This window comes from Paenibacillus sp. 01T47 (genome assembly GCF_056398245.1).
Genome location: NZ_JBFTPA010000004.1, coordinates 375662 through 399840, shown reverse-complemented (window position 1 = coordinate 399840; position 24179 = coordinate 375662). Strand labels below are relative to the sequence as shown.

Sequence of the window (24179 nt, the reverse complement as noted above, 5' to 3'; positions counted from 1 at the left end):
ACTCTCAATATACAAATGTTGCAAATGTTCTGTATTTACAAATTAACGACTTTATTTTCAAATTTCGGTTTATTTTTGGAAGCTGGCAAGGCGTTTTTTTCTTTTCTCATCACAATAATTCGTTGAAAAGCCATGAAAAGAAACAATAAAAATCCAATAGTAATCTTTGTCCACCAAGAGCTGAGCGTCCCTTGAAACATAATGATCGTTTGTATAATGCCTGTACAAAGCACGCCGAGCGTTGGCCCGATCAAATAACCAAATCCGCCAGTGAGCAAAATACCGCCAATAACGCACGACGCAATGGCATCCATTTCCATACCCATCAAATGCAGCGAATAGCCTGACAGCATATAGAGTGTAAACACGATGCCCCCAATTGCAGAAAACAAACCGCTTAAGGTGTATACAAGAATCGTCGTTCGAGCAACAGGCAACCCCATCAAAACAGCGGACTTTTCACTGCCGCCAATCGCATACACCGCCCTGCCAAAGGAGGAATACCGCCCGATCAGGAGAGCAGCGATAACAACGGCAATCGCAATGACGACACTAATCGTTATAAAATGATCGCCCCACAAATAAATTTTGTATTGGGAGAGCTTCACATAAACTGAATTGCTAATAACGATACTCTCCGTGCTGATGAGGAAGCTAATCCCTCTAGCGAGGAACATTCCCGCCAGCGTGACAATCCAAGGATGCAGCTGAAAGCGCTGAATCAAATACCCTTGCCCTGCCCCAAACAGCGTACCAATGACGAGAGCAACGATTGTTACAACAAGCGCGTTTGCCCCATGCTGGAAGAGTGACGCCGACACCATGCTGATCAGCGCAACGACCGAAGCTACGGATAAATCGATGCCGCCTTTAATAATGACGAACGCCATGCCTGTGGCCACAATGATGAGATAGGCATTGTCTATAAATAGATTCAAAAATACTTGCATGGAGAAAAAGCCCTTGTAAAGCGCAGCACCTGATCCGTACAAAATAAACAAAAGAAGCAGCGTAGCCAAAACAATAATATTGTTATGGCTAATTTTCAGAGAAATCAGCTTCATTATGCCGCCACCTTCTTTTTCACCAATTTGAATGACTGCCGGAATAAGTCGGATTGAATCAAGCAGACGATAATAACAACAACCGCTTTAACGAGCAAAATGCTGGAAGGCTCAACACCCAAAGAATATATCGTCGTCGTCAAACTTTGGATGAACAAGGCTCCAAATATCGTTCCGCCAAGGTAGAATCGTCCGCCACGCATCGAGGTTCCGCCAATTACGACAGCTAAAATAGCATCCAGCTCTATCCACAGTCCGGCATTGTTCGCATCGGCACTTGCTACGTTTGCGCTAATAATAATACCGGCAATACCTGCGCAAATGCCCGTAATCGTATAAGCGGTCATGAAAATTACTTTAGGACGTATACCCGCATAGCTGCTCGCTGTCTTATTGCCGCCAGCAGCCTCTAGAAAAAGTCCGAACGCGGTACGCGTTTTGAATAGATATACGAGTAAAAATACAGCCATCGCAATGAACAGCGGAAATGGCAGCCCTAGCAAATGCCCTTTTCCAATAAACTGATACGCCTTATCGTTAGTCGTAAGCACTTGCCCGCTCGTAATTAGTTGAGCGATTCCTCGGCCAATCGTCAGCAAAATTAAGGTAGCCACCATCGGCTGAATGCCAATCATCGCAACCAGCATCCCATTCCATAAGCCGCATAATAATCCTGCAAATACCCCCGCTAGAATGACAAGCCAAAGTGGATACCCATCGAGCATAAATACCGCGATAGCCCCCGAGATAGCGAGAACTGATCCTACGGATATATCAATTCCCTCTTTAGCAATGACTAGAGTCATGCCAATAGCAATGATGATGAGCGGCGATCCATTTTTCAAAATATCAATCAAATTGCCGAATAAATGACCGTCCTTCCATTCCATTCGAAAAAAATCAGGTATGACGATCAAATTGAAAAGAAACAATACAGCGAGTGCCAGAATCGGCCAAATGATTTTCTGCTTGCTTAAACTACGCGCCAATCCCGTCAGACCCGCCATACATTTCCGCTCCCTTCGCAATCATTTCCATAATAATGTTCTCGCGCATGTTTGCGCCGGCGACCTCGCCGATCTTGATCCGATCGCGTAAAACGATAATCCGGTTGCAGCATTGAACGATTTCCTCAAGCTCCGCCGATATGATGAGGATCGATATGCCTGTTGCCGCCAAATCAAGAATGAGCTTGCGGATTTCCATCTTGGAACCCACATCGATTCCGCGTGTCGGCTCATCCAGAATAAGCAGCTTCGGCTGCGTAGCAAGCCACCTCGCCAAAATAACCTTTTGCTGATTTCCGCCGCTTAGATTTTCAATCTTCTGCTCCGCACTTGGCGTTTTGATCTTTAGCAACTCAATGTAATGATTGGCGATTTCCTTCTGCTTGCGCAGCGGTATGAATGAGAAGAGGCCTTTACGGGCTTGCAGCGCCAAAACGATATTTTCACGAATGGTAAGCTCTCCTATAATGCCTGCTACTTTGCGATCCTCTGGCGTGAATCCAAGCCCTTTCTGAATAGCTTTCTGCGGGTACATGGAAGAAATAAGCTCGCCGTCAATGGTCAAGCTGCCTTCATCCGCTTTGTCGATGCCAAAGATGAGCTTAGCGATTTCTGTTCGGCCAGAGCCAAGAAGTCCTGCAAGACCAAGCACCTCCCCTTTCCCGATCTGAAGATCGATAGGATTAATGCTGCCTCGTTTGCCAAGCGAGCTGGCCTCCAAAAAGTTTTCGCCAGCCGTTCGCTCTACTGCTTTTTTCCCTGTTGCTTCTTCTACGCTCCATTCCCTGCCGATCATATGGGACACAAGCTCTGTTTTGGTCAGATCCTTCGTTAAGTATTCGCCGACGAGCATCCCATTGCGCAGCACCGTAATCCGGTCGGTTACTTCATATACCTGGTCTAGGAAATGAGTAACAAATACGATGCCCATGCCCTCTTGCTTCAGAATGCGCATAACTTTGAACAGCTGTTTAACCTCATTCGCATCAAGGCTTGACGTAGGCTCATCCAATATAAGAATACCGTTCGAAATATCAACAGCTCTCGCAATGGCTACCATTTGCTGAATAGCGACCGAATAATGCGATAATGTTTGCTTAACATCAATCGCAAGGTCTAGACGCTCCAGCAGCCGCTCGCTGTCGTTGTACATTTTGTCCCAGTCTATTAATCCGCGTTTTCTTGGATGACGACCAATATAAATGTTCTCAGCCACGCTAAGATTTGGGCATAAATTGACCTCTTGATATACCGTGCTTATGCCAATCCGCTGTGCTTCCAGCGGAGATTTTGGAACTATCGTCCTGCCAGCAAGCAGCACCTCTCCAGCATCCCATTTGTACACGCCGGTCGCTACTTTAATCAACGTCGATTTTCCTGCGCCGTTCTCTCCCATGAGCGCATGGATCTCGCCTTTCCTGAGACCAAAATCAACATTTGAAAGCGCCTTGACTCCAGGAAACGATTTGCTAATTCCTTTCATATGCAGCACATAATCGGTGCCCATGGTCCTTCACCTCTTTCCGTTTTCACCTCCAATTGTAGAAAAAGCGACCATCGTTCGTATTTAGAAATATAGGTCTTTTTTTAATGAATTCGGACATTTATGCAAAATAAAAGAGCGCCCCCGCAGCTGCATCAGCTAGGAGTCACTCTTTTGTTTACCTATGATTTATTTGCCTGCGGCTGCTTCCATAAAACCAGCAATTTGTACCTTTTGACCGGTTTTTGCACTCTCAAGTGAGGCCAGAACCATCGCCATACTATAAATATTGTCGCTGCAATCCGTTTCCGGCTTGCTGCCTGCCTCAAGCGAAGCGAACATATTGTCCAAACAGCCTTTATGATGCGTATTTTCCATCTCTGGAAGCTGGGATTCTACTCGTTTATAGTCACGTATGAATTTCCCGCTCTGATCGCCGCTAACCACGATCTCCGCATACGGGTTGTTATCTCCTTCCCAAATCGCTGTACCATGCTCGCCAGTTACTCTCCAAGAAGACTCCCATGTTGTGGATGCCCCCTCCGCGCACCATGATCCGCGATAATTAAATACGGAGCCGTCGGACATCTCAAAGATACAGATCGCATTGGCATTTCCTGCATACCAAGAGCCTGGAGGGTTAAACTCATGACAGTAGACAGATACAGGATCAGCACCAATAATAAATCTCGCCTGATCGAAGGTATGAATTGCCATATCCAGCAGCAATGGGCTGTCCATCGCATCGCGGAACCCGCCAAAATGCGCGCCTAAAAAAAAGTCTGCGCCGACAAAACCTGGTTTGCCGATCGTGCCATCCTCAAGCAATTGCCGAAATGCACGAATGCGCGGGTCAAATCTGCGATTTTGCATTACGGCATGTGTTCTGTCCGACGTGGCAGCAATACGTACGATTGCATTGCAATCTGCCATCGATTCTGCAAGCGGCTTTTCTCCGAAGACATGACAGCCCATCTCTAGAGCCGTCGTGCTGATTGTATAATGGCTTGCAGGAATGGTCACATCGAATACGATGGTAGCATCTGTCTCCGCGATCGCTTTTTTGATGTCGGTAAAAGTTGGACAATTAAGCCCCTTGCGTTCAGCCATCGCTTGCGCAAACTCTTCCTTAATATCAACAAGCCCGACAATTTCAGTGTCTTCCCGTTCTTTGGCGTAGTCTACCCAAGTGTTCGCCATGCCTCCGCAGCCGGCAATAACTACACGATGCTTAATCGACATTGTATTCTCTCCTTTTTTGAACTCTATTATTTTCTATACCGGATTAGGTACAAAATCGCCGCCGCGGCAGTTTTTCAAATAATTAAGCGCATGTACTTGTCCCGTCATTTCCAGCTCGTCCTTATAAACAGGATCATGCCAGCCCTCAATATCAATCGTGCCTTTATAATCGTTCTGTCTCAAAATCGTAATAATATCTTTCCAGTTGGTATCGCCAAAACCAGGTGTACGGTGCCATACAAACTGCTGTTTGCTGTGTACCCCGTGCTCCTTCACGATATCCCATGCAATTGTTGCATCTTTGCCATGCACATGGAACACCTTATTCGCCCATTTGCGCAGCTGCGGAATCGGATCGATTAAGCTGACCATTTGGTGGCAAGGCTCCCATTCCAATCCGATGTTGTCCAGCGGCACCGCATTAAACATAAGTTCCCAGGCTGCCGGGTTATGGGCAATATTCCAATCGCCTGTCGCCCAGGTTCCGCCCATATCGCAGTTTTCAAAAGCAATCCGTACACCTTTATCCGCTGCTCTGCGTGTGAGCTCCCCGAAAACTTCCTTGAATTTCGGAATGGACTCGTCAATCGGTTGATTCGTCAAGCGGCCTGTGAACCCAGATACAATATCAGCTCCAAACAGATGCGCATGATCAATCAGACGCTCCCAGCTCGCAAGCGTATCTGCGTTGTTTCCTTCTCCCGTTAGCGGGTTTCCGAAAACGCTTACAGCTGGAACCACAAAGTCATGTTCATCTGCGAGCGCTCTTACCCGTTTAGCCATCTCCACAAGATCTGTTTCACCAGTCGTTTGCCAGAAAGTTAAGTTAAACGATTCAAATCCGTGCTTTACGATTTGTGGAATGATCTGATCCGCATTCCCTCCGCCGACAAGCGTTCCAATTCTCAATTTGTTATTCATCCTTGTATATCACTCCAATATTGGCTTATAGTATTCTCAACAACTTCATTATAACTAGGAGTTTTGCATATTTCTCTATACAATCTTGCGCAATACTAGTCGAATCTTGTGTTGGAGGTGCTGTAGATGAGCTATCCGAAAGAGCTATGGGAAAATACGCGTCTAGAGCAAAAAGCGTATCCATTTCAGCTCTTCCAAAACCGTGCCTATAATGTAACGCCAAATGAATGTTTCCTTTATTTACACTGGCATGAGCATTTCGAGATTATCATCATGAGAGAAGGCAATGCTCTCTTCCATATCGACAGCCGTCCATTTGTCGTCAAGCCAGGAGAAGTGCTGCTCATCCCAGGCGGCGGGCTTCATGTCGGCTATGCACTGGGTTACGACAATATTTATTATGATTGTATCGTCTTCAACGCTTCCCTCTTCAATGATTGGGTGCATGATCCGCTGCATGCGCAGTTTGTTGCGCCTTACTTGGAGGGTAGGCTTCGTTATCCCGTAAAGCCGGCCGAGCAGGATGAGTCCTGTCTTCAGCATTACTCGCTGCTGGAAGAAGCAATTACCGAGCTGATTGCCAAACCGCCAGCCTATCAGCTTATCGTCAAATCAAAGCTGTATGCTCTATTTACGCTTCTTTCCCGCACTTTCATCGAGCGTCAGCTGGTAGGCATGCCGGCGGAACCATACTTTGTCAATCGTGACCGCTTCAAGCTGCTCATTCAGCGTATTGAATCTGATTTTCGCGAAAAAATGTCGATTGAACAGGCCGCGAAGCAAGTCAGCCTCAATCCCTATCATTTTTGCAAGCTGTTCAAAAAGCTGACAGGACGCACCTTCGTCGAATATGTCAATGTCAATCGCATGAACGAAGCCGAGCGGCTGCTGCGCGAAAGCAATGATACGATTACTGAAATTGCAGCAAAGGTAGGCTGTGAGAATCCGAACTATTTTACGAAGCTATACAAGCAGTACAAAGGGATTACCCCCTCGCAGGCACGTAAGCTGCAATAGCGGCAGATGAGCGTACAGCAACCTTTTGGCCTTTCCCTGCGTCTTACTTACAACGATGATTAAAGGAGATAATTGGATGTTTATGCTTAAAACGAAATACTTCTCCGTCATATCCATGGTTATACTCATAACGGTCATTACAGCTGCCTGCAGCAGCGCCGGCAAACCATTAAATAATGATGAGAGCAGTTCTTCAATATCAGGTGGAAATACCGCAACGGACAAGCCTACCGAGGCACCACTCCCTACTGCGACTGAGGATATAACTACTGAAGCGCCGACAGCCACCACAGCTCCAACGGATGCTGTAGAGACGGCCACACCTGCACCAACTAAACAACCAGCAAAGACTGATGAACCTGCTGCGACTGCGAAACCAACGAAGAAACCTGCAGCCTCAGCTAAACCTATGCCAACCATAAAGCCGACCAAGAAACCAGCCTCTCCAGTACCGACTGAGAAGCCAAACACTGAGACACCAACCGAGAAGCCGATCATTAAACCAACGGTTACATCGAAGCCATCCACCCTGCCGATTGCTACGCCGTCTCCTACACCGAAGCCGACGACGAAACCAGATCCAGGCAATCCATCTGGTGCGGTCACCGTTGCTGATATCGCAGCCAAAATAAAAGCCGATGCAGGGCTTGGGTCGCTTTCGGAAGTTGAGGGCGAACGAATAAAAGACAGCTATGGCATAGACCCGGAAACGATGCTGATTGACGGCATTTTCTATCAACCGATGATAATGATTCAAGCTGGAGAGTTTTCCGTCGTTCAGCTCAAGTCAGAGAAAGACTTTTCCGACATTGAAGCTCTGTTCAAGAAACGTGCGGAGGCTGTGCAAAAAGTATTCGAAACCTATGTGCAAGATCAATACGAACAAGCTTTAAACTATCAAATCCTGCGCAACGGAGATTTTGTTCTCTTCTCGATCTCGCCTGACCAGAAAAAAACAGCTGAACTTTTCAATGCGTTTTTCAAGAAAAAATAATGATGGAGAAATAAGTATAAAATATAGCCTTAATAGAAAAATGGCGGTGCAGAAACAACTCCTGCACCGCCATTTTGTTGTAAAGCTCGATCTCACTTTGCTTATCTCCGAATAACCGGCTTTCGCTCTCCAAGCAGCGGGAATTCACCGATTCGCAGCTTCGCGCTGCCATATGGCACCAGCTCCAGCTCAGTCACCGGCTGACCCTCTGTATCCGGATTAAGAGGCGGAGTTCCCGCGTTGTTGCCTTCCATCCGCCATTCTGCAACAAGCTTGCCGCTTGCTTTCAAGCGGATTGGCGCAACAGCCGCATCAAACGGCTGATAGGGAATCGCATCTTCGCTCACCATTACCTCAAAGCTGGTGTCCGCAAGAAGGCCATACTTCCATGGAGAACCCGGGTATATTTCCCAGTCATGAAACCGTTCACGCGGCCTAAGCAGCTGCCAGTTTTCCACCAGCGGCAGAGCGTAGACTAGAGGTCCACGTTCTACGCTTACTGCGTACAAATTGCGCGAAACGGTACGAACCTCCATAGGCAGCTTCAGCAGCAGCTTATCTCCGTCTTGCCATTCACGTTCAATTCGCGCGTAACCTTTTACTGGGTTTAAAACAATAGTTTCACCGTTCACAAGCAGGCTCGAATTGACGGACCATTCCGGCACACGCAGCGAAATAGCAAAAGTAGCGGAACGTTCAAGCACTAGCTCTATCGTCACTTCATCACGGAACGGATATTGTCCGCTTACTCGCACCTCAGCTGCAACGCCGTCTGCAACTGACGTCTGGACATGGCATGGAGCATACGATACCGCTGCCAAACCTCCGGCTGCATCCGTCATCCACAGATGAGAAGCAAACTTAGGCCATCCCTGATGCATATTTGATGTACAGCAGCCAAAATTAGGCTCTAAGCCAAATAGGTTGGCATCTGGCCCATTGCTCCAATTTCTAGGCGCTACATTGCAAACAATTTGATTCACCTGCTGATCATATTGATGCGCGCTCCAATCCTTGGAAATCGTAGCTGGCAGCGCGTTGAACGCCACCTTCTCCAAAATATCACCGAATCGCCCTTCGCCAAAAATCCGAGTAAGCTGCTCCATCGAATACATATACTCAACGACTGCGCAAAGCTCAACCCCTTGGCTCGGATGTGTACCCGACAGCCATTCGTCGCCGGAGAACATGCCATGCGCTTGCCCATGATGAGTCATTAAGCTGTCTATGCCGCGATGAACCGCATCACGCTGAACACTCTCACCATACAGCTCATATAAGATGCCTGGCATCTTGATACCCATCGCCACATTTACAACATGTGTTCGAAAATCCCATTGCTCTACTTTTCTCCAGAACGGGAAGTCATGGAAAATATCTGTCCAATCCAGTGTTTGACTGGCAACAATATCAGCCAGCTTGAGCAGCTCGGCATCTTCCGTCTTCTTATATAACCATAAAATACACAACAGCATTTCGGAGCCGCGCGACTTCGCCCAGCCGCGCAAAGGCTGCTCTTCGATAATCGAGCTTACATAACCGAAAAATTTGCTAAGGAATGGAACGATTCGTTCATCGCTCGTTGCCTCCTCATATTGCATCATCACCTTAAGCATAATCATGAAATGCCACCAGTCCTGCTTCTTATCCAGGTCATTATTAACCGTCGTAATATGTGCAGGCCCAAAAAAACCATTCTCCTGCTGGCTGGCGAGCGACCATTCTATCCAACGGTTCGCTTTCGCGATCAGCTTCTCATCGCCCAGTATATACGCAAGCGGCAGCAGCCCGTCCAAATAATAGGGACCGCGCTCCCAGCTTTCTCCTCCCCCTCCTATCCAACCATTGTTCGGGCCTACATCCGCCCAATGCTCCTCCAGATGACCCGTAAGTCCATCCGCTTGTATTCGAAGCTGATTATACAGCCAGCCTTCCGCCTTAATGCTGCCAAGCGGCAGCGCCCCAAATGCTTCATGTAATTGTCCCATGCTTCTGTACCACTCCTTCATGCCATGATGAATGCATACCGAATATACCATGTTGGACTTGCCCCATTGGATAGCTGATCTCAACCACTTTTTATCCAATCACAACATCTTTGTTTTATCGTATCTTTACTCAAACTGCAATCATCGCATATGATTATCCCGTAATGACCAAGCAAGGAGTGAAGCCTGAATGTTACAATTCATTTGTCCCCCCATGCCTCATTTCATTCATGGCGGCGAGGACACTTATCCTATACTTGGCAGACATGCTGATCGTTCAAACATTGGCGTATTCGATCTTATATACGTAACACGCGGTAGTTTATATATGGAGGAAGAAGGACAGAAGTTCAATATTTCGGCAGGCCATTATGCTATTTTTCGACCTGACCGTTCTCATCGAACGACTATGCCCTGCACGGAGGAAACCCATTTTTATTGGCTGCACTTTCAAACGGTCGGTGATTGGAGTGAATCTCATGAACGGCTGCCTTTCTCCATTTCACAGGAGGGGCAGCCCTTTGCTCCGATCGAGTATTTCCCTTTCCAGCTTCCAAAGCAGAAGCGTCTGCTTGTCCCTCATGCCATTGAAGAGAAAATACGCGAGCTGCTGAAACTGCAGGAGCAGCCCTCTGCCCAATCGCGGTGGACCCAGCAGCAAATTTTTCACATCCTCCTCCAGCTGCTTCAGGATCAAAATCAATCGGCGGTGGATAGTCCTTATTTGCAAATTGCCGAAGCAACCGCTCTGTTCCTCCGGCGCAGCTATCAAGACCCGCTTAGTTATAAGAAAATGGCAGAGGAGCTGCATTTTCACCCCAATTATATTGCGATTTGTATGAAAAAAACATTTGGGTGTACTCCCCTTGAGTACGTCACGCGCCACCGTATTGAGCAAGCGAAGCGGCTGCTTATCCACACGAATGAACCTATCGGCAAAATAGCTGAAGAAACAGGCTTCGGCTCCTTTCCTTATTTTGTTCGCTGCTTCACGAAACACACGAGCACGAAACCAAAAGCCTTTCGAATGCTGTATCGCTCTAAATAATCAATAAAAAACCCTTGCAACTTCCATATTTTTCTTTATACTTAATTAAATTTACAATTTGGAGGTGCATGCTATGACTGTATTTCATACCGACAGATTAATACTCAGACCATTTGAGACTGGAGATGCCGAGGAATTACAGCAGCTAATAAACGATTTTGATGTTGCAAGCACCACTCTAAATATTCCTTATCCTTATCCAGAAGGCGGAGCTGCTGCCTTTATTGCCCGTCGCGCTGAGATTGATCAAGAAGGGACAAGCTACACATTTGCTCTGATCGATAAAGGAAACCATACGTTTATGGGAAGCATCGGCATGACAATAAATAATAATCATAAAAGAGCTGAGCTTGGTTATTGGTTAGGCAAACGGTACTGGAATCAGGGGTATGTTACGGAAGGCGTCAAACGAGTTTTACAGTTTGGGTTCGAGGAGCTTGCACTTAATAAAATTGTTGCAGCTGCCATGACAAAAAATCCTGCCTCATCAAGCGTTATGAAAAAAAATGGCATGCAATACGAAGGCACTTTCCGCCAGCATTTTCTAAAGTGGGATGTGTATGAGGACATCGCTTATTACAGTCTTTTGCGCGAGGAATATTTCAAATGATAGATTAGCAGGACATCAGGGAGAAACGGTTTCCCAGCAAAACTCCCTGATGCTCAAGCTTAGCTCATTACCTGAATTCACACTTAAACCTTCTTGCGCTGCCGCGTGTAAATATCGACGTACACCGCAAGAATCAGTATGCCGCCCTTTACGATATACTGCCAGAAGGATTCAAGATTCATTAAGCTCATCCCGTTATCCAAGCTGGCCATTACGAGAGCTCCGATAATCGCGCCAACGATGGTGCCCGTGCCGCCCATCAAACTCGTTCCGCCGATTACACAAGCCGCAATGGCGTCCAGCTCATAGTTCTGACCTGCACTCATTGTTGCTGCATTTAAGCGAGCAGTCAGCACTAGTGCAGCTATGGCTGCTAGCGTATTGCAGAGAACAAACACAAGCAATATGCGGCGCTTAATATTAATGCCTGATAATCGCGCAGCCTCCGGATTGCCGCCAATCGCATATACTTGACGGCCAAAGGTCGTATTTTTTGATATAAACGTAAAAATAAGCGCCAGCACAATAACCATAACAAATGGAACAGGAATACCTTTGTAGCTGTTCATTAAATAAACGAAACCAATAACAATGGCACCAATGACGCCTAATCGCAGCACGCTGACGGCAAACGGCTCAACATCAAAGCCAAATTTAGCTCTTGCTGCTCGCTTCCGCATGACAAGGTATCCCGCAACAGCTAAAGCAGTAATGCCAAATATCCATCCGATAATATCCCCCACATAAGATTGACCAATCGCTTTCACCGATGGCGTTAGCGGAGCAATCGTAACGCTGCCGGTTGTACCAAACAAAATACCCCGAAAAATGAGCATCCCGCCGAGTGTCACAATAAACGCCGGCACTGCCCGATAAGCGATAATCCAGCCTTGAATAAAACCGATCGCCGCTCCCACACCTAAGGTAGCTAAAATAACTGGTATCGTATTCCACTCGTACCACACGTTGAGAATTGCTGCGATACCACCCGTCAAGCCGACAAGGGATCCAACCGACAAGTCAATTTGCCCTGCGACAATGACGAGCACCATTCCGATAGCCAGTATAGAAGTAACCGACATTTGTAGAAACAAGTTTGATATATTCGTCGGCGATAGAAACCGGTCATGCAGCAGCGAGAATAAAACCCAAATCGATATTAATGCCCCGATCATCGTGTATGCGCGTGCGTCAAATTTCAGCCATTGCGGCCGCTGCTTCGTTTTTGTCTGGCTTATCACCGTTTCTTGATTCATGCTCATCGTCCTTTTCCTCCCGTAGCAGCCGTCATAATCATCTCTTGCGTTGCTTCCTCTGCCTTAAACTCACCCGTTTGCTTTCCTTCTGCGATGACGATAATTCTGTGGCTCATGCCTAGCAGCTCTGGGAGTTCGGACGATATCATAATGATGGACACGCCCTGCATAAGCAATTCGTTCATAATATTATAAATTTCAAATTTGGCGCCAACATCGATGCCCCGCGTCGGTTCGTCCAAAATTAAAATTTTCGGATTCGTCATCAGCCATTTGCCGAGTACGACCTTCTGCTGATTGCCGCCGCTTAAAGTTCCTACAATCGTCTCCACTGAATTCGCTTTCACTCGTAAAGAGTTCAAGTATTGATTGCCTGCCGCAATCTCCTCATTAGGGCGAAGCACCCCGCCTGAGGATATAGCTGCAAGGCTTGCTAGACTGACATTGCTTTTAATATCCATGCCAAGAACAAGCCCATACTTTTTTCGATCCTCCGAAACGAGCGCCAGTCCAGCTTTTATAGCATGCCGCGTATGCTTAATCTTTACAGGTTTCCCGTCAATCTCAACCAATCCGTTGCTTTGACCTGGATAAGAGCCGAATAAGCTCATGACCAGCTCCGTTCGCCCCGCTCCCATCAAACCGGCAATGCCTAAAATTTCACCTTTACGCACCTCAAAGCTTAAATGATCGATCACTTTTTTGCCTTGCCGCTCTGGATTCATAACCGTATAATCCGTCACCTTGAGCATGACTTCGCCGGGTTTTGCTTCCACGCGCGGGAATCGCTCCTTGAGCTCGCGTCCAACCATCAGTGAAATGACTTTATCCTCATTCACATCAGACACGTCGTATGTGCCAACCGCCAGACCATCCCGCAGTACCGTAACGGTATCTGCAATCGCAAACACCTCGTTAAGCTTATGTGAAATGTAAATACAAGTAACGCCGCGTTTTTTAAACTCACGCAAAATATTAAGCAATATATCAACTTCCTGCTCCGTTAAAGCAGCTGTAGGTTCATCGAGAATAAGAATATTCGCCTTCTTGGACAATGCCTTTGCAATTTCGATTTGCTGCTGCTTGCCGATGCCAAGGCCGCCGATCAATTGCTCTGGATTCACATCCAGAAGGCCGACTTCCTTCAGCCACCGCTCGCTCTCCTTGAATACGCGCTCCCAGTTAATAATTCCGAATACCGCTGGTTCTTTGCCGAGAAATAAATTTTCGCCAATCGATAAATCCTTTACTAGAGCAAGCTCCTGATAAATGATTGCAATGCCCGCTTCTTCCGCGTCCTTTATTTTATCGAAGCGCTTCTCTTCACCGTTAATGAGTATTTGCCCATCGTAGGTGCCGTGCGGGTATAGACCGCTCAATACCTTCATGAGCGTCGACTTGCCTGCTCCGTTCTCACCGCACAGTGCATGCACCTCTCCTTTTTTCACCGAAAAGGTCACGTCGTTCAGCGCTTTAACGCCAGGAAATTGCTTCGTAATATTACGCATTTCTAATGCCGCCGTCATTCCTTCCTCACCTCCGTAAATGGCAAAGAGGGGAAGAGCGTCTTGGCACCCCGCTTCTTCCCCTTTACCTGGTCAAGCAGCTACTTCACGTTTTTGTAAACATCGTCCTTGGAATGGAAGCCGTCTGCAATGACGGTAGCATCCATGTTCGTTTTGTCTACAGCTACCGGATTAAGCAACACGGACGGCACATCGATTTTACCATTGTTAACTGTTTTATCAGCGCCTACATCCTCGCCTTTGGCCATCTTCACTGCAAGGTCGGCCGCTTTCTCAGCCAAATCTTTAATTGGTTTGTATACCGTCATCGTTTGTGTTCCTTCAACAATACGCTGTGCTGCCGCAAGCTCGGCATCTTGGCCAGAAACAGGAATTTTTCCATCAAGCCCTTGCGCTGCAAGCGCTTGAATAACACCGCCTGCTGTACCATCATTCGCTGCGACTACAGCATCGATTTTATTATCATTAGCAGTTAACGCATTCTCCATATTAGCCAGCGCGTTAGCTGGGTTCCAATCCTTTGTCCATTGATCGAATACGATTTGGATGTCACCGCTGTCGATGAGCGGCTGCAAAATATTAAATGCGCCTTTTTTAAATAAATGGGCGTTATTATCCGTCTCGGCACCGCCGATGTATACGAATTTCCCTTTTGGAGCCAATTTAATAATCGCCTCAGCCTGCATTTCGCCTACCTTTTCATTATCGAAGGAGATGTATAAATCCAAATCAGAGTTTTTGATTAAACGATCATAAGCAAGCACTTTAATACCGGCCGCATGAGCCTTTTCTACAATCGCTGCCGTTGCTTCTGCATTATGAGGGACGACGACCAGCACATCTACACCTTGGCTTATTAAGTTTTCTGCCTGAGAAATTTGCTTCGCGTCATCGCTGTTTGCTGCTTGCACCTCTACCTTAGCGCCAAGCGCCTCGGCTGCTGCGATGAACAAATCACGGTCGCGCTGCCAGCGTTCCTCTTGCAGCGTATCGAGTGAAAGGCCGATTACAATTTTGTCGTCGCCTGATTTTACGTTGTTCGTTTTTGTTGTTGCTTCTTTATCGGTTGACTTGGACCCCGCGTTCCCATTGTTTCCATTACCGCTAGAGCATGCCGAAATTACGATGACTAGAGCTAGTACAAGCGATACAACCCCGCCTCTTGTAAACCGTTTCCCCATTTTCTTCGCTCCCTTTTATAAAAAAATGTAAATGCTTACATTTCTAATATAACATCGCGCTGGAAGCAGAGAGCCGCCATCTTCCAGTACTCTTTTGCTATCGTCTGCATTTTTTTAAGGCGAACAGCCCTGCTTAGGCTCTTTTGCCAAGGATGGCTCTGCGGTAATCGGTCGGCGATACTCCGCATACCTTTTTGAACACCTTGCTGAAATAATTAGGATCGTTATAGCCAATCTCATAAGTAATTTCCTTTAAGCTTCGATCGGGATCAGCCATCAGCTTCTTGCCCTTCTCGATTCTGCATTCGGTTAAAAAATCGATATAATTCATGCCTTCCTGATCCTTGAACATTTTGCTCATATAAAAAGGGCTTAAGCCAAATCGCTGCGCCATCAGCTCCAGCGATATATCCTTCTCTGAATGCTCAATGATATACTGCTTCATTTGCAAAGCCGCATCGGGCTGTACTCTGCTCTGATGAGTGACGATACCTTCGATCAGCTTAGTAAGCAAGCTTTCCGTTTCTGTACGCAGCTGCTGATACTGCGTCACTTGGAACGAAAATAACGGCTTCTCCACTTCGATCCCCATCTCCTCTGCGACACGGGAAATGACCCATAAGCGCTCCAGCACCCATTGGGCAGATTGCTCCAAGGAAGCATGATGCTGATCATGGACGACGATTAGCTCCATCACCATCTTGCGTACAATATCCCACTTCCCTAATCGAATGTGATCGACGAATTGTTTTTCCGTTTGTTTATCTTGATACCCTCCCGCAAAGGGACTGCGCGATTCGATTTCACTATAAAATTGATGTTTCGCCGGCAGCGAGGCGTTGGCCGTTGCAAGCAAAGCCTCTTGATATGACAACTTCACGTTTTCTAACCCCTTATAGGAATCTCCGATTCCAACAAATAAATCTCCGCCAACTTCGCGCTGCCGCAGCAGTAAAAACTGCTGGACAAGCGAGGCTGCTTGAGCACGATAGGTTTTACCGGCATCTCGAAAAATGACAATTGGAATTTGCCGCGCAGACATCGCGCCTACCCAGCCGCTTCCAGCTTGTCTCACCCTTGCTTTAATCTGGCCATAGAGCACTTCTGACGTTGCATTGATTGGCAGCATGACGAGCATAACAAATGCCTCGCTTGTCCGCTCTCTGCCAAGCAGCCTCAGCATATCGTCGATATGGACATCATGCACATGGTCGAAGAGCAGCTGTGTCACGACATCTGATTCGACAATAGGCATCACTTTCCTCAGCGCTTCCTCCTCGTATTGCCTAATCGCAATCTCGCTTTTTTCACGCATAATCTCCTCTATGACCTTGCCAATCGTTGTTGTGATTTCACTTGCCTTGCTTGGCTTTAGCAAATAATCCTTAACCCCAAGCTTAATAGCCTGCCTTGCATAGTCAAACGTGTCATACGCAGTGACCATAATAAATTTGGCCGAAGGCAGAAAAACCGAGATTTTCTCGATTGCTTCGATGCCGTTAACGCCGGGCATTTTGATATCCATCAATATAAGATCAGGCTGCCACTCGCTTGCCGTCTCGATGGCTCTAGCCCCATTTCTTGCTTGCATAAATTGACAAGAAGGAAAACCTTTTTGCAAAATAGCCTGCAAGCCTTCCCGTTCTACTTGCTCATCGTCAACGATTAACAATTTCAGCATGCTCAGCTGCACTCCCTACGATTGGCATTTTTATCGTTACTTTCGTGCCCTCTTGCGGCGCACTTCTTATTTCAATAACGTCGTCGTCACCAACAAACAACCGCAGCCGTTTCACTACGTTGCTGAAGCCGATCCCCGTTGAATGGCCTACACCATCCGCATTTCCGCCTTCTGTCAAAATATGATTGGCCTTCTCCGCCGTCATGCCTGTGCCGTCATCCTCAATTTCAATAAGAACAAGATTATCCTTCTCATAGATGCGAAGTGAAATCGTTCCTCCATCCTCAAGCGGCTCAACTGCATGGATGACTGCATTTTCGATAATGGGCTGAAGCGTCAAGCAAGGCAGCAGCAGCTGCAGGCAGCTCTCATCCACCTCCAGTACAAATCTAAGCCGATCTGTAAAACGCGCGCTTTGAATTTCGATGTATTTCAATATGACAGACAGCTCTTCCTCAAGTGTGACTGCCCGGTCTAGCCGGCGCAAATTATAACGAAGCAAGCCTGCAACGTTGGCAATCAGATCGCTCGTTTCCTCCGAGCCGTCTAGGTATGCTTTTTTGGATAAAATATCTAAGGTGTTGAATAAGAAGTGAGGGTTAATCTGGCTTTGAAGGCTAATAAGCTGGCTTTCCTTCAGGAGCAGCTTATTCTGCTGAAGCTCGCTTTCGAGCTGTGCCTTCTGCTGAATCTCGGAGATGAGATTGTTAATATTGATCCGCATGCGATCAAAGGTTTTGGCGAGGAATGAAATTTCATCATTGGAGTGTACTGCTATAGGCTTATCGAATCTGCCGCGCGATAATTCCTTTGCAGCTATAGTCAGCTTCTGGATAGGTCTTGTAATGCTAAGTGAAAACCAATAAGTAAACAACAGCAGCATAATTGTGATCAGAGAAAGCAGCCATATGCCAAGCCGCTTCAGCTCCGCGCTTTGTTCGATAATGCCGCGGTAAAAAGCATCGTACGTCCGTACTTCCTTGTCGATGAGCGTTACTGTGGTCTCTGCTATGTATTTGTCGATGCGGGTCGCTTCCTCAAATTTTTCAGCTGATTGCTCCCCATTGCCTTGCTCCAAAAACATGACTGACAAATCCGCCGACGCTACCAAGCTATCAATCATATTGATGAAGCTCGTCAACGTAAACGTATTATCCTTATTTCGAAGGCTTATCGTTTGCTGCTTTGCCATCATTATGTTTTCCTTGCTTTGATTCAGCGTCTGCTGCTTGAGTGCTGTTGGCTTCTGCAAATAATCATTTAATGCCGTAATCGTCTGATGACTGCGATCAGTCACCTCATTCATGCGCAAATAACGCTGCAAAATATCATTGTATTGCTCCTGCGTCTTCTGATTATAGTAGGTGAGCACCATCCAAATCGTAACCATTATAAACAGCACAATTAACGACATCGTCAATATTTTACGCTGAATGCTGTTCATTTGGCATCCTCCGCCCGCATGACCCGAATATCTGTGAAGTATCCGTCAGGGTTTAGTGGAACCTGCTCGCCTGTCAGCCATTTGATCATGAGTGCGACGCTTTCCTCGCCCATCGCCTCTGGGGATTGCGCAATTAAGGCATCTATCTTTCCTTGCTGCATCAACGTAAGCGTCTCCGGTGAATCATCGAACGAATAGATAAAAAAGTTGTCCACTCGCATTCGCTTGCTGATCTCCTGAATAATCGAACCCGCATGGTTCGCCGAAACGGCGATGAACGCATCCGCATCCGGCTCCTCATTAAGCAGTTCATTTGTTGCCGCCGCTACATCCTCACGGGAATCTCCTGCAGCTACAATCTTCGTTATAATCTTCGGGTAGGCGTTCAGTACATTCAATATGCCTGTTAAGCGCGTTCTTTGGAAGTATTCCTGACGATCCGATACCATCAAAACCACCTTGCCCACAAAGCCCATATCCGACACCATCTGCCGCGCGATCATGCTCCCCGCTTCCAAATGATCCGAGCCTACATACGTTCTGCGCAAACTCTCGTTCATCGGCACATCGTTCGCTACGGTTATGACGGGGATACCTCTACTTGCCGCCTTCACCTTTGTTAAGCTTTTAAATTCGTCTGTATCAAGCCCCTGCACGATGATTCCATCTACTTTAGAAGCAATCGCAACCTCAATATTTTTCAGAAAATCATCCCGATTTGTGCCATATGTCCCCCACACCTCAAGACTTGCACCATTTTGCTCTGCTGCAGCTTTAGCGCCCCGTTCCACCTTCGCCCAAAAAGGGGTATCCAGCTCTCTCGTAATGAGGACAAGGCGGTAGCTATTGTGCTGCTCTGCCGTCAATGCCGGTTCAATCAATTGGGAGGAGAACACTTTGACCATGGAGGTCAGCGTAAAAAACAAGATGACCAAGCACACTGCAAACAAGCTAACAATTATCGATTTGCGCAACCTATTTTCCTCCTGCCGACAAAATAGGATATTTTTATGAGAGCGGTTTCATATACAAATCATAGTAGATGGCTGGCTTGCTGTCTAGCTGTAGAGATAGAAAGAGGCTGCCCTCGGTATGAACCGTGAAGGCAGCCTCCAAATATGAAGCCATAATATGATGCATAATTAGTCGGCTATTTTTAAATAACGCCCTTTTTCAAAATAAGATTGGCATAAAGCGCGCTCTCGCCTGTAGCGATTACCGCATAAGCCTGCTTCGCACGCTCGTAAAATGCAAAACGTTCGACCTGCTCAAATGGCTCCGATAGACCGGTACGCTGCTCGATAATCGAGCGGTATTGCTCCCAAATCGGTGTTTCAACCGTATCACCCGGAACCACCTGCATAAGCGCAGCAGGCTTCTCAACATATTGATCTAAAGGGAACAGCTGCAAAATAGCGTCAAGCAGCGCTGGTACATCATGCCCGTCCGCACGAATGAGCCGCTTGGCATGACTTGCCGCGGGAAAGTTCCCGTCGGCAATCACGATTTCGTCGCTATGTCCCATTTCGCTGAGTACCTTCAGCAGCTCTGGAGAAATCAATTTCGATATCCCAATCAGCATGCTAACCTCCTCCTCCCGGTATCGATTTATTCATATGAGTTATTTAACTCTAGCAACACGCTCATAAGCCTCGAACGCATGATCCCACTCATTCTGCTGCTCAGGAGCAAATTCCTCTATCGAAAACGATGCAGCTACAAGCTTCCTTGCTTCTTGAAGATTGCCGCATTCGCCCAGCGCGACGAGCTGCATGAGCATATTGCCAATCGCACTTGCTTCTACTGGTCCCGTCCAAACCGGACGGGCAATCGCATTAGCCGTTAGGCGGCAAAGCAGCCTATTCTGAATGCCGCCGCCAACCATATGCAAGCCATCAAAATGCTGCTTCGTCAATTCTTCCATTTGAGCCAGCGCCTGCCGATACCTTAATGCCAAGCTCTCCAAAATGCAGCGTGTAATTTCCCCTATAGACTGAGGAACCTTCTGGGACGTTTGTTCGCAATAAGCTTGTATGCGCCCGATCATGCCGGAAGGTGCAAAAAACATCGGATCGTCAGGATGGATAAAGCTGCGGAAAGGCTCCGCCGCTTCAGCTTGCGTCACGATTTCTGCAAATGTCCAATGGTTCCCCTGCTCCTCCCATTCCCGTTTGCACTCTTGCAATATCCAAAGTCCCATAATATTTTTGAGCAGCTGATAGGTTCCCTGAGCGCCTCCTTCATTAGAGAAATCAAGATCTTGCGCTTCTCTTGAGACGTTTGGACCTGCAAGCTCAGTCCCCAGCAGCGACCATGTTCCGCAAACTAGATAAGCGAAGCCCGATTCACTATCCGCAGGAACAGCTGCAACCGCAGATTCGGTATCATGCGTTCCAACAGCAACCGCTGTAATCGGAGGGACATCCAGCTCGGCGCAAACTTCTGCCGTTAATTGCCCAATCTTCGTACCTGGATGAATCGGATCAAGAAACAACCTATTCGGAATGCCCAGCTCATCCATTAACTCTAAATTCCATTGCTGTTCCTTTGGCTTGTATAGCTGCGTAGTCGTCGCCATCGTAAACTCGCACACCTTCACGCCTGTTAAGAAATAAGCAAGCAAATCAGGCGTAAGCAGCAGCGTTCTAGCTGCTGCAAGCTTCGGCGATGCCGCTTTCTTCATCGCATACAGCTGGTTTATCGTATTAAAGGGCATAAACTGCAAGCCGCCCTGCTCATATAATCGGTCTTTGCCAAACCGTTCGAGCAGCTCTTCTACTATTCCATCTGTTTGCGAATCACGGTAATGATATGGATTGCCAAGCAGCTCGCCATGATCATCGAGCAGCCCAAAGTCTACGCCCCATGTATCAATGCCGAACGTTTGCGGAGCATAGCCTTCTTGAAAGGCTTTGCGAATGGCAAACTTCAGCTCCTGCAGCAGGCGCAATATATCCCAATGCAAATGACCGTGTACAGCCACCGGCTGATTTGGAAAACGATGAATTTCCGTCACCTTCAGCAAGCGCTGACCGCTTGCCTTATCAAGCAGCAGCTCGCCGATTAACGCCCTGCCGCTGCTTGCGCCCAAATCAAACGCGAGCACAGTCGCAAGCTTCGTCATGCTTAAAGCCTCCTTTAACTAAAGCTGGCGCTTCACGAATGGGCATCGATCATTTCATCTTTTGCAGTAATTCGATGCGGTAAGCTTCGCTCTCCAGCGATGCGATCTCTTCGAACTCTTCTTTCGTCAGCACCTTAGGCTCGCGAATCGCCTTGGCAATCAAATAAATTTTTGTGCTTTCCTCAACGACCTCCGTACGATAGTACGCCTCGCGTAAATTGCGACCAGACGTTACTAAGCCATGGTTGCCAAGCAGTACCGAGCTTGCTTCATTTACTTTCGCTACGTATGCATCAGCGAGCTTATCCGTCGTCGGAAGCACATAGGGAACGTACACCGTCTTGCCAACGAGCGCTGCTTGATCTGGAAACATAATTGGAAGCTCCTGCTCAACTAAAGTGAATGCAATGCAATATGGCGGATGGGTATGGACGATTGCTCCAATATCCGGATTAGCACGATAGGCATATAGATGCATCAGCACCTCAGATGATGGACGAAGACCGATATCCGTTATTTCCCCAGTCTCAATATCTACCTCGACCCATTGATGCGGCTCAACCTCATCAAGAGCAAATCCGCTTGGCGAAAGATACATTTTGCCTTCAAACTTCGCGCTAATATTGCCGCCTGGCCCTACAACCAGCTTGTTCGTTACTGTTTTGCGAGCATATTTGCATAGCTCGTTGCGAATGTCCGTGCTGCTCATTGTAAAACCTCCGATTTATTTGTAGATAGGCCCAAAATTTTGACAAGCTAGGTAATCGGCATTCTCTGGATTCGCCGTACCGAACAATCCCCATGCTCTTGGGCGGAATACACGTTCTCTCGAAACATTATGCATATTAACCGGAATCCGCAGCATCGAAGCGAGCGTAATTAAATCAGCGCCGATGTGTCCATAGCTGATAGAGCCGTGATTTGCACCCCAATTATCCATTACCTCATAAACGGAACCGAAAGCCCCTTCACCCGTCAAGATTGGTGCAAACCATGTTGTCGGCCAAGTCGAATCGGTACGTTTGTCGAGTGTGTCATGGACATCCTGCGGCAATTCTACCGAAAAACCTTCTGCAATTTGTAGTACAGGGCCAATGCCCTTCACCAAATTAATGCGAGACATTGTCATCGGCATGCCCCCGCGCGTTAAGAAATCAGAGGAGTAACCACCTCCGCGGAAATATTCGACCGAAGCTGGCCGCCATGACGTAGCATCCAAACATTTTTGCGCTTCTTCCTCCGATATTTCCCAGAACGGCTTCATGACCGGTTCGCCATCCTTTGTCTGCTCTCCTGTACCGTCAAGCGTTGCTGAACCGGAGTTGATCAGATGGAGCAAACCGTTCTCAGCTGCACCCGCCAGCTTGTGTCCCGTGACTCGCTCCACAGATTCTGGGCTCCAATACGTACGGACATCGGCAAAAATTTGAGCGGTATTCGTAAGCAAATATCCGAAGAGCATAACCACGCCATTCAAGCTATCATTTTCCGTAGCTACCATATAAGGCGCCCTTATGCCGTTCCAATCGAAGGATGAATTAAGTATGGATTCCATGAAATCACCGTTTGGAAAATGATCCGTCCACTGCCGCTGCCCTTGGAATCCAGCTACGATCGCGTTATGGCCGCCAGCTTCCTCGCCGAAGCCAAGTTTGGCAAGCTCAGGGTTGCCAATCATCAGATCGCGGGCGATTTGCGTCATTTTCACAACTGTTTCCCAGTCCTCATCTTTACGCTCTCTTGACGTCTGGATATCCGCAGCATTGTTATCCGCTCCTTCGATACAGTTCTCCTTCACCCAGGTAAGCGCTTTCTCGAACTCCGCTGTATCATATATGTTCTCTTCCATACGGCGTACAAATTCAGTCATATCGATGTACTCGGTACGCATGCCAAGATATTCTTGGAAGAAAGCGTCATTTACGATTGAACCGGCGATACCCATAGATACAGAGCCCATCGACAAATACGATTTACCGCGCATATAAGCAACCGCCAGGCCTGCTTTTGCAAATCCAATCAGTTTGTCTTTAACATCAAACGGAACGGAAGTATCGCCAGAATCTTGAACATGCTCACCATAGATACCGAAAGCCGGAAGCCCTTTTTGCGCGTAACCCGATAGTACAGCTGCCAGATACACCGCGCCTGGGCGTTCTGTCCCATTAAAGCCCCATACCGCCTTCGGAATGCTTGCATCCATATCCATCGTTTCCGTGCCGTAGCACCAGCAAGGCGTTACCGTTATCGATACCCCTACGCCAGAGGTTGCAAATTTTTGCGCACATGCTGCTGCTTCAGCTACTCCGCCAATACAGCTGTCAGCGATGACACATTCGACCGGTTCGCCGTTTGGATAACGCAAATTGTCCGATAAAAGCTTAGCAGTCGCGATTGCCATGTTCATGGTTTGTTCTTCCAATGATTCGCGAACGCCTTTTCTTCTTCCGTCAATTGTTGGTCGAATACCTATCTTTGGAAACCCTGATTGAAAACGAAAGCTAGTATCTGTCATATTAAAACCTCCATTATGTTATAATAATGTTACCGATAACATTAAAATAACAACAATAAGGCTTGCTGTCAATGACTA

Annotated in this window: 20 protein-coding genes; 4 read left to right on the top strand and 16 right to left on the bottom strand. The window is 47.3% G+C overall.

The window, feature by feature from the left end:
- Positions 1–35: 35 nt before the first annotated feature.
- The 5 genes from yjfF to AC1DOV_RS11610 all read right to left on the bottom strand — a co-directional run bounded on the left by yjfF (position 36) and on the right by AC1DOV_RS11610 (position 5717).
- Positions 36–1064, bottom strand: a complete 1029-nt coding sequence (yjfF, locus tag AC1DOV_RS11630; protein WP_076266740.1) for a galactofuranose ABC transporter, permease protein YjfF — start codon at positions 1062–1064, stop codon at positions 36–38.
- Positions 1064–2071: an ABC transporter permease gene (locus AC1DOV_RS11625; protein WP_441881494.1), complete on the bottom strand. Its 1008-nt coding sequence runs from the start codon at positions 2069–2071 to the stop codon at positions 1064–1066. Before AC1DOV_RS11625 ends, yjfF begins: the two co-directional genes overlap by 1 nt.
- Complete coding sequence (locus AC1DOV_RS11620; protein WP_477550005.1) at positions 2043–3578, bottom strand: sugar ABC transporter ATP-binding protein; 1536 nt, start codon at positions 3576–3578, stop codon at positions 2043–2045. The genes AC1DOV_RS11625 and AC1DOV_RS11620 overlap by 29 nt, the downstream gene beginning before the upstream one ends.
- 165 nt (positions 3579–3743) lie before the next feature.
- Positions 3744–4796 (bottom strand): Gfo/Idh/MocA family protein, encoded by a 1053-nt coding sequence (locus tag AC1DOV_RS11615; protein WP_477550004.1) that lies wholly within the window; start codon positions 4794–4796, stop codon positions 3744–3746.
- Positions 4797–4829: 33 nt separating this feature from the next.
- Positions 4830–5717: a sugar phosphate isomerase/epimerase family protein gene (locus tag AC1DOV_RS11610; protein WP_339203663.1), complete on the bottom strand. Its 888-nt coding sequence runs from the start codon at positions 5715–5717 to the stop codon at positions 4830–4832.
- Between the two features lie 126 nt (positions 5718–5843).
- On the opposite strand from AC1DOV_RS11610, the gene AC1DOV_RS11605 reads away from it, so the two are divergent.
- Both AC1DOV_RS11605 and AC1DOV_RS11600 read left to right on the top strand, forming a co-directional pair.
- On the top strand, positions 5844–6734 hold the full coding sequence (locus AC1DOV_RS11605) for a helix-turn-helix transcriptional regulator (RefSeq protein ID WP_076266735.1): 891 nt from the start codon (positions 5844–5846) through the stop codon (positions 6732–6734).
- A 76-nt stretch (positions 6735–6810) separates the two neighbouring features.
- Entirely contained in the window at positions 6811–7728 is a 918-nt protein-coding gene (locus AC1DOV_RS11600) for a DUF4358 domain-containing protein (protein WP_477550003.1), read from the top strand.
- Between the two features lie 101 nt (positions 7729–7829).
- Here the strand turns inward: AC1DOV_RS11600 and AC1DOV_RS11595 are convergent, their stop codons facing one another.
- On the bottom strand, positions 7830–9716 hold the full coding sequence (locus AC1DOV_RS11595; protein WP_477550002.1) for a beta-L-arabinofuranosidase domain-containing protein: 1887 nt from the start codon (positions 9714–9716) through the stop codon (positions 7830–7832).
- A 190-nt stretch (positions 9717–9906) separates the two neighbouring features.
- On the opposite strand from AC1DOV_RS11595, the gene AC1DOV_RS11590 reads away from it, so the two are divergent.
- Both AC1DOV_RS11590 and AC1DOV_RS11585 read left to right on the top strand, forming a co-directional pair.
- Complete coding sequence (locus AC1DOV_RS11590; RefSeq protein ID WP_477550001.1) at positions 9907–10764, top strand: helix-turn-helix transcriptional regulator; 858 nt, start codon at positions 9907–9909, stop codon at positions 10762–10764.
- A 73-nt stretch (positions 10765–10837) separates the two neighbouring features.
- Entirely contained in the window at positions 10838–11374 is a 537-nt protein-coding gene (locus AC1DOV_RS11585; RefSeq protein WP_477550000.1) for a GNAT family N-acetyltransferase, read from the top strand.
- 83 nt (positions 11375–11457) lie between these two features.
- On the opposite strand, the gene AC1DOV_RS11580 is transcribed toward AC1DOV_RS11585, so the two are convergent.
- The 10 genes from AC1DOV_RS11580 to AC1DOV_RS11535 form a co-directional block, all read right to left on the bottom strand.
- Positions 11458–12630: a sugar ABC transporter permease gene (locus tag AC1DOV_RS11580; RefSeq protein ID WP_076267045.1), complete on the bottom strand. Its 1173-nt coding sequence runs from the start codon at positions 12628–12630 to the stop codon at positions 11458–11460.
- A 2-nt stretch (positions 12631–12632) separates the two neighbouring features.
- The gene (locus tag AC1DOV_RS11575; protein WP_477549999.1) at positions 12633–14156 is read right to left on the bottom strand and encodes a xylose ABC transporter ATP-binding protein; all 1524 of its coding nucleotides are present in this window, start codon (positions 14154–14156) and stop codon (positions 12633–12635) included.
- Between the two features lie 80 nt (positions 14157–14236).
- Positions 14237–15337 carry a D-xylose ABC transporter substrate-binding protein gene (gene xylF, locus AC1DOV_RS11570; RefSeq protein ID WP_339203670.1) on the bottom strand — a complete coding sequence of 367 codons (1101 nt, stop codon included), beginning with the start codon at positions 15335–15337 and terminating at the stop codon, positions 14237–14239.
- Between the two features lie 133 nt (positions 15338–15470).
- Complete coding sequence (locus AC1DOV_RS11565) at positions 15471–17018, bottom strand: response regulator (protein WP_477549998.1); 1548 nt, start codon at positions 17016–17018, stop codon at positions 15471–15473.
- Positions 16996–18462 carry a sensor histidine kinase gene (locus AC1DOV_RS11560; protein ID WP_477549997.1) on the bottom strand — a complete coding sequence of 489 codons (1467 nt, stop codon included), beginning with the start codon at positions 18460–18462 and terminating at the stop codon, positions 16996–16998. The genes AC1DOV_RS11565 and AC1DOV_RS11560 overlap by 23 nt, the downstream gene beginning before the upstream one ends.
- Positions 18459–19436, bottom strand: a complete 978-nt coding sequence (locus AC1DOV_RS11555) for a substrate-binding domain-containing protein (RefSeq protein WP_477549996.1) — start codon at positions 19434–19436, stop codon at positions 18459–18461. Before AC1DOV_RS11555 ends, AC1DOV_RS11560 begins: the two co-directional genes overlap by 4 nt.
- A gap of 182 nt (positions 19437–19618) precedes the next feature.
- Positions 19619–20044 carry an L-fucose mutarotase gene (gene fucU / locus AC1DOV_RS11550; RefSeq protein ID WP_477549995.1) on the bottom strand — a complete coding sequence of 142 codons (426 nt, stop codon included), beginning with the start codon at positions 20042–20044 and terminating at the stop codon, positions 19619–19621.
- Between the two features lie 39 nt (positions 20045–20083).
- Positions 20084–21586: a rhamnulokinase gene (locus AC1DOV_RS11545; protein WP_477549994.1), complete on the bottom strand. Its 1503-nt coding sequence runs from the start codon at positions 21584–21586 to the stop codon at positions 20084–20086.
- Between the two features lie 49 nt (positions 21587–21635).
- Positions 21636–22295 (bottom strand): class II aldolase/adducin family protein, encoded by a 660-nt coding sequence (locus tag AC1DOV_RS11540; protein ID WP_076266723.1) that lies wholly within the window; start codon positions 22293–22295, stop codon positions 21636–21638.
- Between the two features lie 15 nt (positions 22296–22310).
- Positions 22311–24101, bottom strand: coding sequence for an L-fucose isomerase (locus AC1DOV_RS11535; protein ID WP_477549993.1), 1791 nt, complete (start codon positions 24099–24101; stop codon positions 22311–22313).
- Positions 24102–24179: the final 78 nt, after the last annotated feature.

Bases quoted from the DNA above. Each gene is read 5' to 3' on its own strand.
- yjfF (WP_076266740.1), bottom strand. From the start codon at position 1,064: ATGAAGCTGATTTCTCTGAAAATTAGCCATAACAATATTATTGTTTTG.
- AC1DOV_RS11625 (WP_441881494.1), bottom strand. From the start codon at position 2,071: ATGGCGGGTCTGACGGGATTGGCGCGTAGTTTAAGCAAGCAGAAAATC.
- AC1DOV_RS11620 (WP_477550005.1), bottom strand. From the start codon at position 3,578: ATGGGCACCGATTATGTGCTGCATATGAAAGGAATTAGCAAATCGTTT.
- AC1DOV_RS11615 (WP_477550004.1), bottom strand. From the start codon at position 4,796: ATGTCGATTAAGCATCGTGTAGTTATTGCCGGCTGCGGAGGCATGGCG.
- AC1DOV_RS11610 (WP_339203663.1), bottom strand. From the start codon at position 5,717: ATGAATAACAAATTGAGAATTGGAACGCTTGTCGGCGGAGGGAATGCG.
- AC1DOV_RS11605 (WP_076266735.1), top strand. From the start codon at position 5,844: ATGAGCTATCCGAAAGAGCTATGGGAAAATACGCGTCTAGAGCAAAAA.
- AC1DOV_RS11600 (WP_477550003.1), top strand. From the start codon at position 6,811: ATGTTTATGCTTAAAACGAAATACTTCTCCGTCATATCCATGGTTATA.
- AC1DOV_RS11595 (WP_477550002.1), bottom strand. From the start codon at position 9,716: ATGGGACAATTACATGAAGCATTTGGGGCGCTGCCGCTTGGCAGCATT.
- AC1DOV_RS11590 (WP_477550001.1), top strand. From the start codon at position 9,907: ATGTTACAATTCATTTGTCCCCCCATGCCTCATTTCATTCATGGCGGC.
- AC1DOV_RS11585 (WP_477550000.1), top strand. From the start codon at position 10,838: ATGACTGTATTTCATACCGACAGATTAATACTCAGACCATTTGAGACT.
- AC1DOV_RS11580 (WP_076267045.1), bottom strand. From the start codon at position 12,630: ATGAATCAAGAAACGGTGATAAGCCAGACAAAAACGAAGCAGCGGCCG.
- AC1DOV_RS11575 (WP_477549999.1), bottom strand. From the start codon at position 14,156: ATGACGGCGGCATTAGAAATGCGTAATATTACGAAGCAATTTCCTGGC.
- xylF (WP_339203670.1), bottom strand. From the start codon at position 15,337: ATGGGGAAACGGTTTACAAGAGGCGGGGTTGTATCGCTTGTACTAGCT.
- AC1DOV_RS11565 (WP_477549998.1), bottom strand. From the start codon at position 17,018: ATGCTGAAATTGTTAATCGTTGACGATGAGCAAGTAGAACGGGAAGGC.
- AC1DOV_RS11560 (WP_477549997.1), bottom strand. From the start codon at position 18,462: ATGAACAGCATTCAGCGTAAAATATTGACGATGTCGTTAATTGTGCTG.
- fucU (WP_477549995.1), bottom strand. From the start codon at position 20,044: ATGCTGATTGGGATATCGAAATTGATTTCTCCAGAGCTGCTGAAGGTA.
- AC1DOV_RS11545 (WP_477549994.1), bottom strand. From the start codon at position 21,586: ATGACGAAGCTTGCGACTGTGCTCGCGTTTGATTTGGGCGCAAGCAGC.
- AC1DOV_RS11540 (WP_076266723.1), bottom strand. From the start codon at position 22,295: ATGAGCAGCACGGACATTCGCAACGAGCTATGCAAATATGCTCGCAAA.
- AC1DOV_RS11535 (WP_477549993.1), bottom strand. From the start codon at position 24,101: ATGACAGATACTAGCTTTCGTTTTCAATCAGGGTTTCCAAAGATAGGT.